Raw genomic sequence first — 15233 nt, 5'->3', positions numbered from 1 at the left:
GGTCAGGGCCGCTCGGCGGTGTAGAGGGCGAACGGCGGGTTCTCGACGAACTCGGTCCAGTAGCCCTTGGGGTTGACCCCGTCCACGTGCCCGGGGGCCAGGTTCGGGCGGCGCCTGATGCCGGTCAGGCCGGCCTTGGCCATGGCCGCTTCGGTGATGCCGGCGGGCCAGAAGAACCCGTCGAAGGAGACGGGCGGGTCGACGTCCATCCCGATGGCGATCACTTGGCGGTCGCCGTGCTTCTCCTTGGGGGTGATCGAGAGTCCGTAGCGCGGGTAGGCCGTCATCCGCTCCAGGTCGATGTCGGGGTTGGAGACCAGGGCGACCATGGTGCCGCCGGGGGCGAGGTTGCGCGCGCACCGGGCGACCATCGCGTCGTACTCGTCGGCGTCCTTGGCGTGCACGAACGCCCAGATGGGGGCGATGACGTCGAACTCGCCCAGGACGGGCAGCCCGGCGGCGTCGTGCACCTCGTAGGTGATGCCGAGTGGGTCCTCCTCCTCGATCTCGCGGGCGCAGTCGACCATGCTCCGCTCGATGTCGACGCCCACCACGCGGTCGGCGCCCAGGCGTTTGAAGAGGCGGGAGTAGTAGCCGGTGCCGCAGGCGACGTCCAGGACGGACCTGCCGGTGAGGTCGGGGAGCGCCGCGCAGAGGGTCTCCCGTTCGGCGAACGCGTAGGGGAGGTTCTTCACCGTGTCGTAGCGGCTGCTCACGGACTGGTACTGCGCGCTGATCCTGTCGTGGTGCGCCGATTTCCGCATGGTTCCTCGCCCTTCTGCCGGACAGTACGGGATCCGTCGGTGTGGGTGCGGTCCTGGTGGGCCGCCGGGCGTCTCGGGGGCGGCGGCGCCCCCGGACGACGGTAGTCGCGGCCCGCGCGGGGCGGCCACGGCGGGTTCGCGGGATCTGTCAACTCCTCGTCAGCTCGCGGCGAACAGCTTCCGGAGCTTGCCGGACATCCACGGCCCGGCCGTCACGCTCGCGGCCGGCCGGCCCGTGCCGGCCGTGCCGAGGCTGTGCGGGGGTTCGACGACGGCGTCGTGGTTGGGGAGGTAGAAGAAGGGGATCGACAGGCGGGACGAGGCATCCCCGGGCGGCGGGTTGACCACCCGGTGCATGGTGGAGACCCAGCGTCCGCCGGTCCACAGGGCCATCAGATCGCCGATGTTGACGACGAAGCCGCCCGGGACGGCGGCCACGTCCCGCCACCGGCCGTCCCGGTCCGCCACCTGCAGCCCGCCGCGGCCGTCCTCCTGGTGGAGGACGGTCAGCGCGCCGAAGTCGGTGTGCGGCCCGCGGCGCAGCTGCCCGGGCAAGGGGGGCCGCGGCTGGGGGTAGTAGTGGTTGGCGGCGAGCGAGGACCCGTCGTGGTCGAACTTGTCGGCGAAGAACTCCTCGTCCAGGCCCAGGGCGAGGGCGGACAGCCGCATCAGGTCGGCGGCCAGTTCGCGGACGGCGGCCAGGTACGCCTGCCAGGTCTCCCGGAAGCCGGGCGGTCGTTCCGGCCAGACGTTGGCCAGGGTCCAGGTGGCCCACCGGTCGCCCAGCCGGGCGCGTTCGGCCGCGTCCAGGTCGCCGGTGACGTGGACGGCGAACGCCTCGCAGAGGTCGGGCGGGGAGGGGCGGTCGATGCTGTGCGCGGTCGTGCCGCCGAGCCGCCGGTAGCCGGAGACGCCGGGGCGGTGGGCGACCCGGTCCTTCTCGGCGTCCGGGAGTGCGAAGAAGGCGCGGGTCACCTCGTGCATGCGCCGGACGAGGTCCTGGGGGACGCCGTGGCCGACGACGACGTAGAACCCGGACCGCTCGCAGGCCCGGCCGATCGCGGCGGCGACGGCGGCGCGGCCGTGCGGGGTGTGTCCCTCCGACAGGTCGACGACCGGGACGAAGCGGTCGGGGGCGTGGTCCATGGTCATGCGGCCCTCCTGTAGCGGGAGTTCAGGAAACCGGTTCGGTGGCGCGGGCGCCGGCGCCGGCCGGTCCGCGCCGGGAGAGCGCGCCGGCGGCGAGCGCGCCGCAGACGAGGACGGCGAAGGCGACCCAGAGGGCCACGGTGTAGCCGTGCACGGTCCCGGCGTCGACGGCGTCGCGGCCGTGTCCGTGGCGGTCCAGGTAGCCGGCGGTGACGCCGGTGGCGATGGAGTTGAGCAGGGCGGTGCCGAGGGCGGCGCCCAGTTGCTGGACGGCGTTGTACGCGGCGGAGGCGATGCCGGCGTCGGCCGGGCCCATGTCGGCGGTCACCAGGTTGGTCGCGGTGGCCAGGAGGCAGCCGAGGCCGAGGCCGGTGAGGATCTGGGCGGGCAGCAGGTAGACGAGGAAGACGTGGGAGCTGGTGGCGGTCAGCTGGGTGAGGACGAGCATCCCGGCGGCGGCGGAGAGCAGGCTCGCGACGATCAGGACGTGGGGGGCGGTGCGCCGGTGCAGCCGGCCCGCGACACCCATCGAGCCGACGATCCCGCCGACGGCGTTGACCAGCAGGACCATGCCCGCCCGGACGGCGGAGTAGCCCAGGATCGTCTGGGTGTAGTAGCTGACGAACAGGAAGAACCCGAACATCGCGACGAACATGAGGAAGACCGACGAGAAGGCGGTGGCGCGGGCGCGGTGCAGCAGGACGCGTGGTGGCAGCAGCGGGTGGGGTGTCCTGGCCTGGACGGCGGTGAAGAGGGCGAGGAGCAGGACACCCCCGGTCAGCAGCGCGAGGACCAAGGGGTCGGTCCAGCCGCGCGGTTCGGCCTGGGCGAAGGCGTAGACGAGGGCGAGCAGGCCAGCGGCGCTGAGCACCGCGCCGGGCACGTCGGGGCGCGGCAGGTCGCGGTCGGGCCGGTCGCGGAGGAGGAACGGGGTGCCGGCGAGGGCGAGGGCGGCCATGGGGACGTTGATGTAGAGGCACCAGCGCCAGTCCGCGTACTGGGTGAGCAGGCCGCCGGCGACCACGCCGAGGGCGGCACCGCCGGCGCCGACGCCGGCGAACACCCCGAAGGCGCGGCCGCGTTCGCGGGCGTCGGTGAAGGTCAGGGCGAGCAGGGAGAGGGCCGCGGGGGCGAGGAGGGTGGCGCACAGGCCCTGGAGGGCGCGGGCCGCGTAGAGCGTGCCGGCGTCGCCGGCGGCCCCGCCGAGGGCGGAGGCCGCGGCGAATCCCACCAGACCGGTGAGGAAGGCGCGGCGGCGGCCGAGGGCGCCGCAGATCCGGCCGCCGACCAGCAGGAGTCCGCCGAAGGCGAGGGCGTACGCCGTGATCACCCACTGCCGGTCGCTGTCGGACATGCCCAGGTCGTGCTGTGCGGACGGCAGGGCGATGTTCACGATCGTCGCGTCCAGCACGACCATCAGCTGGGCGAGACTCACCACCGGCAGGGCCCACCAGCGCTTCGAATCGGCCATGGGCGCCGGGGCTTCGGGCAGAACCATGCGTCACCTCGTACATTGGTCGAGTTACTGGAACACTGGTCCAGTCGGCGGGGAGCGTACTACACCGCCGATCGGGCGGACAAGAACGAAATCCCGTGCGCGGAAGGCGAGTTGCCGGGCGGGCGGCGGGGGTGCGCGAGGCCGCTCGGGAGGGCGTCGGCCCTGGTCGGAGCGGACGCGGAGGCTCCCGGAGCCTGGGGCCGCACCCGTCGTGCCGCGGCTTGGTGGAACGGGGCGCGGCCGCGCGCGGGGAGCCCGGCGGCGGTGGCCGGACGCGCCGCGCCGGGTGATACGTTGTGCGCGTTTTTCGGGGTGATCACCAACGGTTGGTCACGTACAGGGGGAGGTGGAGGCCATCACCGAGAGCGAACACACGCCGGGCGGCCGGGCCCACCGCGGGGTGGGAAGCGTCTGGCTGCGGCCCGCCCGGGCCGGCCGCGGCGGGGAGGCGCCGCTCACCCGGGAGCGGATCGTCGGGGCGGCCGTGGCGCTGCTGGACGAGGAGGGCCTCGAGCGGCTGACGATGCGCCGGCTGGCCGAGCGGCTCGGGGCGGGGGCGACCACGCTCTACTGGCACGTGACGACCAAGGACGACGTCGTCGACCTGGCCGTCGACGCCATCTTCGGCGAGACACCCGTCCCCGAGCGGCACACCGACCGGCCCCGGGACGACATCGCCCGGCTGCTGCACGACTGGCGGCGGGCCGTGCTGCGTCACCCGTGGTCGGCCGAACTGCCGTCGCGCCGACGGCCGTTGCTGGGGCCGAACTTCCTGGCGTGGATGGAGTTCCTGCAGTCGGCGCTGCTCCGGGCCGGGCTGGGCGAGGAGCGGCTGAACGCCGCCACCTGGGCGCTGTACAACCACGTGATGGGCGCCACCGCCGCCCAGTCGAGCCTGCGGCTCTCCGCCGAGGAGGCGCGGGCCGGACGGGACTACCTCGACGGCCGGCGGGAGCGGTACCCGACCGTCGCCGCCCACAGCTACATCACCGACGACGACTGGGACGGGAACTTCGCGGTGGGCCTGGAGTACCTGCTCGACGGCATGGGGGCGCGGCGGGGGGCATAGTGGCCCTGACGGCCGGCCCGTCCGCGCCACCCGGCCCGGGCGCGCCACCCGGCGGGAACGCGCGTGAATTACGGGCGGATTTTCCGCCGGGGCGCCGCCCGGCCGGAAACCGGGCCGCCTGGAGAAACACGGAAACCGCACGGGAAAAAATGCCGAATATGGCCGGCATCCGGGCTTGACGCGCACCGGTCTCCCGAGATCGGGGCGCCATGGGACGCGCGCCCCCGGCGGCCGCGACGGCCACTTGCCTTCAACTGCCATGCAGTGACAGCATATTGGACTCGATGGCGCTTGTTTTGGTATGCGCCGGACGGAATAGGGCTCCCGGGTCGGTCCGGCCGCCGCGCTTCCGGCGGCGTGCGCGGAGCGGGCGCCCGCTGTCGGCCGACGAAGGAAACCGGCATGTGCTGCGGATCTGCTCGTCGCACCACTCCCCCGCCGGGCCGGCGCCGCGCGGCCCCTGGACCGGCGGCCGACCCGCACGCCGGTCCGCGCGTTCCTCCGCCGAGGGCGGCGGTGAGGCCGGCCGCGGGCACGGCACGCGCGCGGTGACGCGTCCGCGGCGGCCCGGCCACCGCCCGCCGTCCGGGAGACGATTCGTGCTCGATGGCGCACACGGGGGATCTCATGAGGAATCAGGACACTGCCGTGGCCCGGAGGGGCGGAGCGGTGATCGTCGCCCACCGCTCCCTGCGGCGACCGCTGGAGGGGTACGGCGGGCGGACGACCGACGCCTCCCTGTGCTGGCGGTACGTGGACGACGTCGGCGCCGCGGTCCGGGGCCGTGAGGGCGTGTTCGCGGCGCTGCCGGCGTTCACCCCGCAGCACGCGGCGGTGCTGGCCCGGCTCTCCGCGGCGGACCCCGTCGCCGGGATCGTGGGCGTCGTGGCGGACGCGGTGGGCACCCAGACCCATCTGGCGATCCAGAGCGGCGCCAACTGGGTGCTCAACCTCCTGGTGCAGCCCTCCGAGTCCTTCCGGGTCCTGCGGGGGCTGCTGCTCCAGCACGCCGCGGCCGTCGGCGTCCCGGCCGCCGCCCGGCCCGTGCCGGGTGCCGCCGGGCCCGGCGCGGACGCGCCGGTGAGCGCGCTCTCCGACGAGGACCGGGCGCTGCTGGGCATGCTCCGCGAACGGGTCCCGGTCGGCGAGATGGCCCGCCGCTTCTACTGCTCCGAGCGGTCGATGTACCGCCGGATACGGCGCGTGTACGAGGCCCTGGGCGTCGCCAACCGCAGGGAGCTGTGGACCCGGATGCCGTACGGGATCTCCTGAACCGGTACGGGCGCGGGTCCCCGTCCGGGCTGCCGGCCGTTCGCCGTGCGCGGGGGAATGGCAGGCGCTTTCCGGTCGGCGCGGGATGGCAGGCGCTCCTGCCAGATTCCCGCCACCCCGGCCGGGGGCGCCGGGCATTCCCTTGTCAGGACCGGTCCGGCCGCCCACCATGAATTCCGTCCGCGGTGCCGGACCGTGGCGGCCGGCCGATTTCCCGGCGTACGGCCGGAGTTGCCCGCCGGTTTCCGCCGCCGGCCGCTTCCCGCTTCCGCCGGGAAGGAACACGGAGATCTTGCCGGCACGGTACGGCATGGCACGGCACGGCCCAGGCACTGCCGCTCGCCGCCGATTCCCCGGGCGGCGGACCGCGTGACCCGACAGGAAGGAGCGTCGATGACTCTCGCGACGGGTGAGCCGCACTGTACGGATTTACGGAATGCCGTCCGGAACGACCCTTTTCCGGATGCCGCCGGAAAGGTCGCCCGCGACCGCCTCCTGGCCGAGCTGTCCTCCGCGGTCTTCGCCTCGCTGCCCCGGGCGGACCAGCGCCGCAAAGGAGTGATGTACCTGCGGGGGCTGCTGGGGGCGCCGGGAAGGAAGTCGGTGCGCAACATCGCGGCGTTCCTCGGGGAACAGGTCAACGACCAGGGGCTGCACCACTTCGTCAACGACTCCACGTGGGCGTGGGAGCCGATGCGCGAGGCCCTGGGTCGCTGTCTGGCGCGGCACGCGGCGCCGCAGGCGTGCGTGCTGCAGCCGATGACGATACCGAAGTCCGGCACCCACTCCGTCGGGGTGGGCCGGACGTACTCGTGGGAGAGCGGCAAGGCCGTGACCGCCCAGCAGGTGGTCGGGGTGTGGACGGCGTCCGCGGCCGGGACCGTACCGGTGAACTGGCGGCTGCACCTGCCGCCCTGCCGGCCGGGTGAGGGCGGAGAGGCGGCACCGTACGGGGAGGGGCCGCTCCGGGAGACGCCGGAGCACTCGGTGGTCCGGGCGTACCGGGACACCGTCGCGCGTCACCGGCTGCCCCCGGGGCCGGTGGTGCTCAACGGCGAACGGCTCGACGGCATCGCGGTGGCGGCGAGGCTGCGCGCGGCGGGGGCGACGCAGATCTCGCGGATCCGCCAGGACACCTGGCTGCTGCCGGCCGATCCCGCGCTGCCCGGCTGGGCGGACACCCCGCTGCCGGCCCGCCGGATCGCCCGGCTGACGCGGATCGGACGGCACGGCATGACCCTGGTGACCACCGGGGCCCCGGACGTGGCCGAGCTCGTGGCCACCGTCCGGGTGCGGCTGCCCGCGCTGCCCGACGCGTCGGGACGCCCGCGCGGCATCGGGGACTTCGTCCTCTTCTGCACCGGTCCCGCCGGCGCCCAGTGGCCGGCCGAGCTGTGGCTCACCGACCTGTCCACCGCCGACCAGGCCGCCCTGCTGCGGCTGGTGTGCCTGGGGCGCGGGGTGGAGACCGCGGGCATGCGCCGGGCCGAGCGGGTGGGCATCCGCGACTTCGTCGGCCGGTCGTTCGCCGGCTGGCACCGCCACGCCACCCTCGTCTCGGTCGCGCACGCCGTCGTCGAACTGGCCGAACGCGCCGTACCGGCGCCCTGATAGGCGGCAGCCGCCCGGTACGCCGCGCGCCCTCCCGTGCCGGAGCGGCGGGAGGGCGCGTGACGGCTCGCTGTCAGCGCTTGGGCGGCTTGACCCAGCCCTTCTTCACAAGCTCGTCGCAGTGCCATTTGGCGTATGAGGCGGACTCGCCCTTCTTCTTGGCGGCGCTGATGCAGTCGGCGTAGGGGAAGGGGGGCTGGTCGGCCGGTACGGCGTGGACGACCGGTCCGGCCGGAGCGGCCGGGCCGGCCATCGTCCGGGCCTGGGCGACGGCCGGCAGGGACAGGGCTCCGATCACGACGACCGCGGCCGATACGACACTCATCCGGTACACAGGCATTCCTCCGCTTTTCGTCTTCCTGAACAGCCTGAACAGGGGGTGACCCGTCACCGCTCAACGAGCCCGGCCGGGCGGGGAAACGCTTCGCCCGGCCGTTCCGTTCGAAGAGAGGCGGCCATTCGGAGGGAACCCGCGTCCCCGGCGCTAGCCGGCCAGGGCCTGGTCGGTCACGCGGGCCCGCATGGTGGCGATGACGTCGTCGCGGTCGTACAGGACGCGCCGCCCCTCCTTGCGCCGGCCCCAGGCGTGGGTGCTGGCCAGCCAGTAGACGGTGCCCGAGGCGACGCGCCAGCGGACGGAGATCTCCTGGGCGGTGAAGCCCGCGACCGGGCCGGGGCGTTCGCCGCGCGGGCCCAGGGTGTGCCACGTCTCCGGCGACCAGGTGTGGCCGGGGTCGGCGGAGCAGACGATGGCGGCCTCACCGGGCGCGCGGGTGCCCAGCCGGGCGGCCAGCCGGCCGGAGCACCCCGGCCGGACGCAGGTGCCGACGACGACGTGCCGGTCGCGGTGGCCCGACAGCGCGGACCAGGCGGCCCGGATCAGCTCGCCGGTCTCGGCGGCGAGGTCGGCGGCGGCCGGGTGCGCCGCCAGCCAGTCGGCGTGCCGGGCGAGGAAGGCGGTCAGCGCGGCGGTGTCGCGGGCCGGGGCGGCGACGCCGCGCTGCTCGCGGACCAACGCCGCCCACCCGGTCAGCACCGACCGGATCTCGGACCTGGCGTCCAGGACCCGGATGTCGAGCGGGATGCCGGGCGAGCCGCGCTCGCTGACCTTTTCCACGACTCTGCGGGGACGGGTGAGGGCGCCGGCCAGTTCGTCGTACAGCCACCTCAGGACGGCCAGGTCCTTGAGCAGGCGACGGGCCGGGGCGGGGTCGGCCGGGGCCAAGGCGCGGGGCATCGGGGCGTGGGTCATCGGGGCGTGCGGCATCGCGGACTCCATGGGGGTGGTGTGGGTGGGTGGTGCGGCTGGCCCGAGCCTGCCGGAGCCGGTTACCGGGCGGGTACCGGTCCGTTCCCGTCCCGTTCCCGGCGTTCCCGGACCTGTTCCCGCTGCCGTTCCCGGCCCTGTTCCCGCAGGGTCCCGCGGCCGTTCCCGCGCCCGTTCCGCCGCCGGTGGCGCCGCCCCTCGGAAGCAATGCCTCCGCGCCCGGGCGGTCTTGACACCGGGCCCATGAGCCAAGACGATGCCCACCACACTGGTGCCCCTGCACCCTCCGCACCGGGACGAGGACGGACCGACACCTCCCACCCCGGCCGCGCCCTTCCACCGGGTGGCGCGGGGCGGACGTGCCGGGCCGGCTCCGCCGCCCGTGCACCGGCCCGGAGACCGCGCCCGTACCCCGTTCACACCGGGCACCGCTCCCGTACCGCCCCCGCCCTCGGCGGCGCCCGCGCCCCGGCCGCGCCGCGAGCCGTCGTGCCCGCGCGCCCGCCGGCCGCACGGGCGGGCACCCCGGCGGCCGCCACCGGCCCGTCCCGCCCGGACCCCCGGCGCGGGCCGGGCCGGGCGCGGGCCGTCCACGGACTCGAAGGAGACTGACGACGATGGCAGGAGAGGACCGGCGGGGAGCCGAGCACACCATGACCGTGCGGGCTCCCGTCGACCGGGTCTACGGGCTGGTGGCCGCGGCCGAGGACTGGCCGCGGGTCTTCCCGCCGCTGGTGCACGTCGACTGCCTCGAACGGACCGGCCGCCGGGACGTGATCCGGGTGTGGGCGGTCGCGGACGGCGAGCCGCGCGGCTGCGTCTCGCGCCGCGTCCTGGCACCGGACCGGCGGTGCATCGGGTTCCGGCAGGAGGTCCCCGCGCCGCCGCTGGCCTTCCTCGGCGGCCGGTGGGAGTTCGAACCGGTCTCCGCCCGGGAGTGCCGGGTGCGGCTGTGGCAGGAGTACCGGGCCGTCGACGACGATCCGCGGCAGCTGGCCCGGATCGGCCGGACGGTGGTGCGCCGGGCCCGGGCCGAGCTGGAGGCGCTGCGCCGCAGTGCCGAACTGGGCGTGCGGGAGCCCGAGTCGCTGCTGTCCTTCGAGGACAGCGTCCGCATCGCCGGTTCGGCCGACGACGTCTACGCCTTCGTCCGCGAGGCCCAGCTGTGGTCGGAACGGCTGCCGTCGGCCGGCGGCGCGGCGGCGGTGCTGGCCGCGGGGGCGTGGGGGCGGAGGCCGTGCGGCCGGGGCCGGGCGGGCGGCGTCGGCCGGGACCCGGGGCGGAACGGCACGGTCCGGGTGTGCTTCCCGCCGCGTCGCATCGTCTTCAAGCAGACGCGGCTGCCCGCGCTGCTCAGTCTGCACACGGGCAGTTGGCAGTTCACGCCGGACGGCGACGCGGTGACGGCCACCGCCCGGCACACCGTCGCGGTCGACCCGGCGGCCGTCGGCGCGGTGCTCGGCGAGGGTGCCTGCGTGGCGCAGGCCAAGGACGTCGTCCGCGGTGTGCTGGGCGCGGACAGCCGGCTGACGCTGCGGTACGCCAAGGAGTACGCGGAGGCGCGCTGTCTGCGGTGAGAGGCGCGCTGTCTCCGGTGGACAGCGCGGGGCGTCAGTTGGGAGAGGGGGCGAAGGGGGCGGTGCGGGTGCTCCCCGGCCGGTGACCGGCGCGGGGAGCGCGGGACTTGGCGATGCCGTCCAGGGCCAGTACCAGTTCGCTGCGCAGGCCGGTGTACCGGGCCAGCCGGCGGGCCTGCTGGTGGTGGCGGCGGGCCAGGTCGAGGTCGCCGCGGGCGCGGTGCACCGCGCCCAGGACGTTGTGCACGGTGGCGGCGAGGGCGGGGCGGCGCACGGTGCGCAGCAGCCCGAGGGCGGCGTGCCCGGCGCGCAGGGCCTCGGCGTGCCGGCCCTGGCGGCGGTAGACGTCGGCGTAGCGGGCGAGGACGACCGCCTGGCCGTGCGGGGTGACGATGCGGTGGGCCAGCGCGGACGCCTCCGCCAGCCGGCGCAGCGCCGTGTCGAAGGCGCCGGCCGCCGCGTGCGCGGCGGCCTCGCCGGTCAGGCCGGTGATCTCGCCGTGCGCGTCGCCCGCCGTCCTGCTCCCGAGCGTGACCAGGCGGCTGGTCTGCAGGGCCTCGGCGTGCCGGCCCAGGGCGCTCTGCGCGGTGCCGAGGCAGGCGAGGGCGGTGCCCTCCTCGCCGCCGGAACCGGTGCCGCTGAGCAGCGCGAGGGCGCGGTGCAGGAAGTCGATGGCCTCCTCGTACCGGCCGAGGGTGGTGGAGAACATGCTGATCCGGCTGAGGCACAGGGCGGTGCCCGGCCCGTCGTCCAGTTCCTCGGCGAGGGCCAGGGCCTCCTGGGCGCTCTCCAGCCCTTCGGCGACGCGGCCGAGGTGCCAGCACGCGGCGGCCAGGTCGGTCAGGGCGGTCAGCCGCCGCTCGTGGTCGCCCAGGCGGCGGGCGGCGGCCGCGGCGACGCCGAGCACCCGGCGTTCGTCCTCGGTGTGGCCGCGCAGCCGGAGGCAGGGGGCCAGCGCGAGGGCCAGCCGGACGGCGTGCCGGTCGAGGCCCCGCTCGTCGGCGAGGTCAAGGGCGGACAGCAGGCCGGGCCGCTCGGCCTGGAACCAGGCCAGGGCGGCGGGTTCGTCGGCGAGCGGCTCGCCGGCCGGGGTGACGGCGGGTGCGGCGGGCCGGGCGGGGGCGTCGATCAGTTCGGCGGCCCGGGTCGCGGTGCGCAGGTAGTGGTCGAGGAGCCGGTGCACCGCCCGGTGGGCGGTCGCGGGTGACGGCGCGGCGGGGTGGTGGCGGGCGAGGAGGCGCACCAGTTCGTGGAAGGCGTAGCGGCCGGGGGTGTGCTGGGTGAGCAGGTGGGCGTCGAGGAGGTCTTCGAGCAGCTCCTCGGCGGTGGAGGGGGACGAGCCGGTGAGGACGGCGGCGGCCCCGGCGTCGAAGTCGGGCCCGGGGTGCAGGCCGAGCAGGTGGAAGAAGCGCTGGTGGGGTATGGGCAGGGCGGTACGGGACAGGTCCAGGGCGGTGGCGACCGCGCGGTGCTCGGTCACCAGCCCGGCGAGGCGGGTGGACTCGTCGCGGAGCCGGTCGTCGAGGGCGGCGATCGTCCACTGGGGGCGGTTGCGGAGCCGGCCGGCGGCGACGCGGAGGGCCAGCGGGAGGCGCCCGCACAGGGACACGAGGTCGGCCGCCGCCTCGGGTTCGGCGCGCAGCCGGTCGGGGCCGAGGACGGCGCCCAGCAGGCGCAGGGCGTCACCGGGCGGCGGCAGTTGGAGGCTGAGGTGGACCGCGCCGTCCAGGGCCGAGAGGCGCGGGCGGCTGGTGACGAGCACCAGGCAGCCGGGGGTGCCGGGGATGAGGGGCCGGACCTGTTCGGAGGCGGCGGCGTTGTCGATCAGCAGCAGCAGGCGGCGCCCGGCGGTGACGGCCCGCCACAACTGCTCCCGGTCCGTGCGGCCCTGGGGCAGCCGCCGGTCGGGCACGCCGACCGCCCGCAGCAGGACGCCCAGGGCGGTGTGGGAGGTCAGCGGGGTACGGTCCGCGGTGAAACCGTGCAGATCGAGGAAGACCTGTCCGTCCGGGTAGTGCGGGGCGAGGCGGTGCGCGACGTGCACGGCCAGCGCCGTCTTGCCGACACCGGCCATGCCGTCCACCGCCAGAACCGGCGTCGGCCGGTCCGGTTGGCGGGTGGCGTGGGCGAGCAGCCGGCGCACCTCCTCTTCCCGGCCGGTGAAATCGGGCAGTTCGTGCGGCAGGGAGCGTGGGAGGACGGTCGCGGGGTGGGGGGCCGGGTGTGGCATGCGCGGGGGTTCGGCATGCGCGGGGGGTACGCGGCCGGGTGCGGGAGCGACGTGGGGTACGGGCCCGGGTGCGGGACGGGCGCGCGGCCCGTCCCGTCGTACGGCGTGACGGCGTCTCCGTCCTCCGTTCCGTCCTCCACGCCGTCCTCCGTGCCGGGGAACTCGCCCTGGCCGAGGGCCCGGTGGGGCTCCTCGGGGAGGGCCGGGCCCGGTGCGGCCGGGCCCGGCGGCGTGGGGCGGACATCCGGACCGATGAGTTCCGGACCGGTGCCTGCCAGACCGATGACTGCCGGACCGGCGCCTACCGGACCAGTGGCTTCCGGAGCGGCGGCTTCCGGAGCGGCGGCTTCCGGAGCGGTGAGTCCCGGACTGCCCGTGAATCCCGGACTGGCAGATTCCGGACCGGCGGGTTCCGGGGCGGCGGGCCCCAGGCCGGCAGCCTCCGGGCCGGCACCGGGCCGCCCGCCCCGAGCCGTACCCCCGTGCAGGGCGGGCTCGTTGCGCAGGATCTGCTCGTAGCGCAGCGTGGCCTCGGGACCGGGGTCGATGCCGAGCTGTTCGGCGAGCAGGTGGCGGAGCTGGTGGTAGACGCGCAGGGCGTCGGCCTGGCGGCCCGTCCGGCACAGGGCCACCATCAGCAGGGCGGCCGGCGATTCGCGCAGCGGGTGCTCCGCGACCAGGGAGCGCAGTCCGGCGACCGCCTCCTCGGTGCGGCCCTGTTCCAGGCGCAGCTCCAGCAGGCGTTCGCGGGCGCCGAGTTGGCGGTCCTCCAGCATCGTCGCCGCGGCGGCCAGGAGCGGACTGCGGCCCTCCGGCAGGGCCCGGCCCCGGTAGAGGGCCAAGGCGCTCTCCAGGGCGGCGGCCTCCTCATCGATGTCCTGGGCCGCGCGGGCCCGGGCGAGGGCCTTCTCGAAGCGCAGCAGGTCGAGTTGGCCGCCGTCGACCACGATCCGGTAGCCGGGACCGTCGGTGAGCAGCAGCAGCCGGCCGTCCGGGATGCGGGCCCGCAGCTCCGCCACGGCCTTGCGCACCTGGTGTTCGGCCGTCGCCGGAGGGGCGTCCTCCCATACGGCGTCGACCAGTCGCGCTAAGGACACGACCCGGTTGGCTTCCAGCAGCAGCGCCGCCAGCACGGCACGCGCGCGCGGACCGCCTACCCGCAGGCGGTCGTCCCCGTCCCATACCTCAAGTGTGCCCAGTACGCCGAACCGGACAGCACTCCCCCGTGAGGCCATCATGGCTGATCACTGTACGGGATGAATGTCGCGGTCAGGAGAGAATTTCGGACAGACAATCGACCGTGACGCGCCACCGCGGACGGCAACCTCCGGGGCTCCCCGACAAGTTCCTTGACAGCCTCACCACGCGCCAAGAATACTTTCTCATCATCGGTTCTTTGCGCCCTGCGGCAGGGTCATCCCCCGCGGGGACCCGCCGCGTTCGGCCTCCTGGCCCGCAAGCCGATCTCCACGGCCTCTCCCGTACCGGTCCCGCCCGTCCCGTGCGGCGCCCGGCGCGCCCGGGCGGCCGCCCCTGACGCGCCATCGGCACCGGGCGTTCCGCCGTGCCGTCGCACCGTCGTTCCATCGTCCCGTTCGACCGACGTCCTTTCGGCGATCCACTGGCGGTTCCCGCCCGCGCGGCGGGAACGGTTGCGAGGAGAGGCTCTATGAAGGCACTGGTCCTCTCGGGCGGGTCGGGAACCCGTCTGAGGCCGTTCAGTCACTCGATGCCCAAGCAGCTCATGCCCATCGCTAACAAGCCCGTGCTCGAGTACGTCCTGGAGAACATCCGCGCGACCGGAGTGCGGGACATCGGGATCGTCACCGGCGACCGCGGGGACCAGATCGCCGCCGCCCTCCAGGACGGTTCGCGGCTGGGGTTGCGGCTCACGTACCTCCCCCAGGACGCCCCCAGAGGGCTGGCCCATGCCGTGGCCACCGCCCGCGCCTTCCTCGCCGAGGACGACTTCGTGATGTACCTCGGGGACAACATGCTGCCCGCGGGCATCACGGACGCCGCCGCCGGCTTCCGGGCGGGCCGCCCGGCCGCCCAGGTGCTGGTGCACAAGGTGTCCGACCCGCGGGCCTTCGGCGTCGCGGAGACCGCGCCCGACGGGCGGGTGCTGCGGCTGGTGGAGAAGCCGCGGGAGCCGCGCAGCGACCTGGCGCTGATCGGCGTGTACTTCTTCACGCCGGCCGTCCACGACGCGATCGCGGCCATCCGGCCCAGCGCGCGCGGGGAGTTGGAGATCACCGACGCCATCCAGGAGCTGGTGACCCGCGGTGCCCCGGTGCGCGCCGTCGAGTACGACGGCTACTGGAAGGACACCGGGGAGGTCGCGGACGTCCTGGACTGCAACCGCGCCGTCCTCGACGGCCTGCGGGCCGAGCGGCACCCGGCGGCGTTCGTGGACGCGGCGAGCGAGCTGATCGGTCCGGTCGTCCTCGGCCCCGGGGTCCGGCTGGTCCGCTCGCGGGTCCAGGGCCCGGCCGTCATCGGTGCCGGCACGGTCCTGGAGGACAGCCAGGTCGCGCCGTACACCTCCGTCGGCGGCGGCTGCGCCCTGCGCCGCACGCACTTGGGCAACAGCATCGTGCTGGACGGCGCGACGGTCACCGGGATGCGCGGCATCGAGGGTTCGGTGATCGGCCGGGGGGCCACCGTCAGCGCCGCGGACCACGGCGACCGGCACCACCGGCTGGTGATCGGCGACCACGCGGGGGTGGAGGTCGCGGCCTGACGGCCGGTCCGTCCCGGCCGAACTCCCGGCGACCACGCGCGCGTCGGGGGCGG

Annotated in this window: 11 protein-coding genes and 1 pseudogene; 5 read left to right on the top strand and 7 right to left on the bottom strand. The window is 75.4% G+C overall.

Translation table 11 applies throughout. The annotated features are described in order from the left end of the window. Positions 1 to 2: 2 nt before the first annotated feature. The 3 genes from ACQEVS_RS32205 to ACQEVS_RS32195 all read right to left on the bottom strand — a co-directional run bounded on the left by ACQEVS_RS32205 (position 3) and on the right by ACQEVS_RS32195 (position 3411). Complete coding sequence (locus tag ACQEVS_RS32205; RefSeq protein ID WP_433026826.1) at positions 3 to 764, bottom strand: class I SAM-dependent methyltransferase; 762 nt, start codon at positions 762 to 764, stop codon at positions 3 to 5. Between the two features lie 159 nt (positions 765 to 923). Then, complete coding sequence (locus tag ACQEVS_RS32200) at positions 924 to 1916, bottom strand: isopenicillin N synthase family dioxygenase (protein ID WP_433026823.1); 993 nt, start codon at positions 1914 to 1916, stop codon at positions 924 to 926. A gap of 22 nt (positions 1917 to 1938) precedes the next feature. Further along, positions 1939 to 3411: an MFS transporter gene (locus ACQEVS_RS32195; protein WP_433026820.1), complete on the bottom strand. Its 1473-nt coding sequence runs from the start codon at positions 3409 to 3411 to the stop codon at positions 1939 to 1941. Between the two features lie 346 nt (positions 3412 to 3757). On the opposite strand from ACQEVS_RS32195, the gene ACQEVS_RS32190 reads away from it, so the two are divergent. The 3 genes from ACQEVS_RS32190 to ACQEVS_RS32180 all read left to right on the top strand — a co-directional run bounded on the left by ACQEVS_RS32190 (position 3758) and on the right by ACQEVS_RS32180 (position 7363). Beyond that, positions 3758 to 4480, top strand: a complete 723-nt coding sequence (locus ACQEVS_RS32190) for a TetR/AcrR family transcriptional regulator C-terminal domain-containing protein (RefSeq protein WP_433026817.1) — start codon at positions 3758 to 3760, stop codon at positions 4478 to 4480. Between the two features lie 627 nt (positions 4481 to 5107). Next, positions 5108 to 5752, top strand: a complete 645-nt coding sequence (locus tag ACQEVS_RS32185) for a helix-turn-helix transcriptional regulator (RefSeq protein WP_433026814.1) — start codon at positions 5108 to 5110, stop codon at positions 5750 to 5752. Positions 5753 to 6145: 393 nt separating this feature from the next. Then, complete coding sequence (locus ACQEVS_RS32180; protein WP_433026811.1) at positions 6146 to 7363, top strand: IS701 family transposase; 1218 nt, start codon at positions 6146 to 6148, stop codon at positions 7361 to 7363. 73 nt (positions 7364 to 7436) lie between these two features. Here ACQEVS_RS32180 and ACQEVS_RS32175 read toward each other — a convergent pair whose 3' ends face one another. Beyond that, positions 7437 to 7688: a hypothetical protein gene (locus ACQEVS_RS32175; protein WP_433026808.1), complete on the bottom strand. Its 252-nt coding sequence runs from the start codon at positions 7686 to 7688 to the stop codon at positions 7437 to 7439. 159 nt (positions 7689 to 7847) lie between these two features. After that, positions 7848 to 8642, bottom strand: a complete 795-nt coding sequence (locus ACQEVS_RS32170; protein WP_433026806.1) for a hypothetical protein — start codon at positions 8640 to 8642, stop codon at positions 7848 to 7850. Positions 8643 to 9247: 605 nt separating this feature from the next. Between ACQEVS_RS32170 and ACQEVS_RS32165 the strand changes: the two genes are divergently transcribed. After that, positions 9248 to 10207, top strand: coding sequence for an aromatase/cyclase (locus ACQEVS_RS32165; RefSeq protein WP_433026803.1), 960 nt, complete (start codon positions 9248 to 9250; stop codon positions 10205 to 10207). A 34-nt stretch (positions 10208 to 10241) separates the two neighbouring features. On the opposite strand, the gene ACQEVS_RS32160 is transcribed toward ACQEVS_RS32165, so the two are convergent. Together ACQEVS_RS32160 and ACQEVS_RS32155 are read right to left on the bottom strand one after the other, a co-directional pair. Beyond that, positions 10242 to 12437, bottom strand: coding sequence for an ATP-binding protein (locus tag ACQEVS_RS32160; RefSeq protein ID WP_433026800.1), 2196 nt, complete (start codon positions 12435 to 12437; stop codon positions 10242 to 10244). 515 nt (positions 12438 to 12952) lie between these two features. Next, positions 12953 to 13672 (bottom strand): annotated as a pseudogene (locus ACQEVS_RS32155) (AfsR/SARP family transcriptional regulator); the annotation flags it as partial. 434 nt (positions 13673 to 14106) lie between these two features. Here ACQEVS_RS32155 and ACQEVS_RS32150 point away from each other — a divergent pair. Further along, positions 14107 to 15180 carry a glucose-1-phosphate thymidylyltransferase gene (locus tag ACQEVS_RS32150; RefSeq protein ID WP_433026797.1) on the top strand — a complete coding sequence of 358 codons (1074 nt, stop codon included), beginning with the start codon at positions 14107 to 14109 and terminating at the stop codon, positions 15178 to 15180. The last annotated feature ends 53 nt before the right edge of the window (positions 15181 to 15233 follow it).

The organism is Streptomyces sp. CA-181903 (assembly GCF_050937075.1).
Lineage (GTDB): Bacteria > Actinomycetota > Actinomycetes > Streptomycetales > Streptomycetaceae > Streptomyces.
This window is presented reverse-complemented; position numbering and strand designations above follow the sequence as displayed.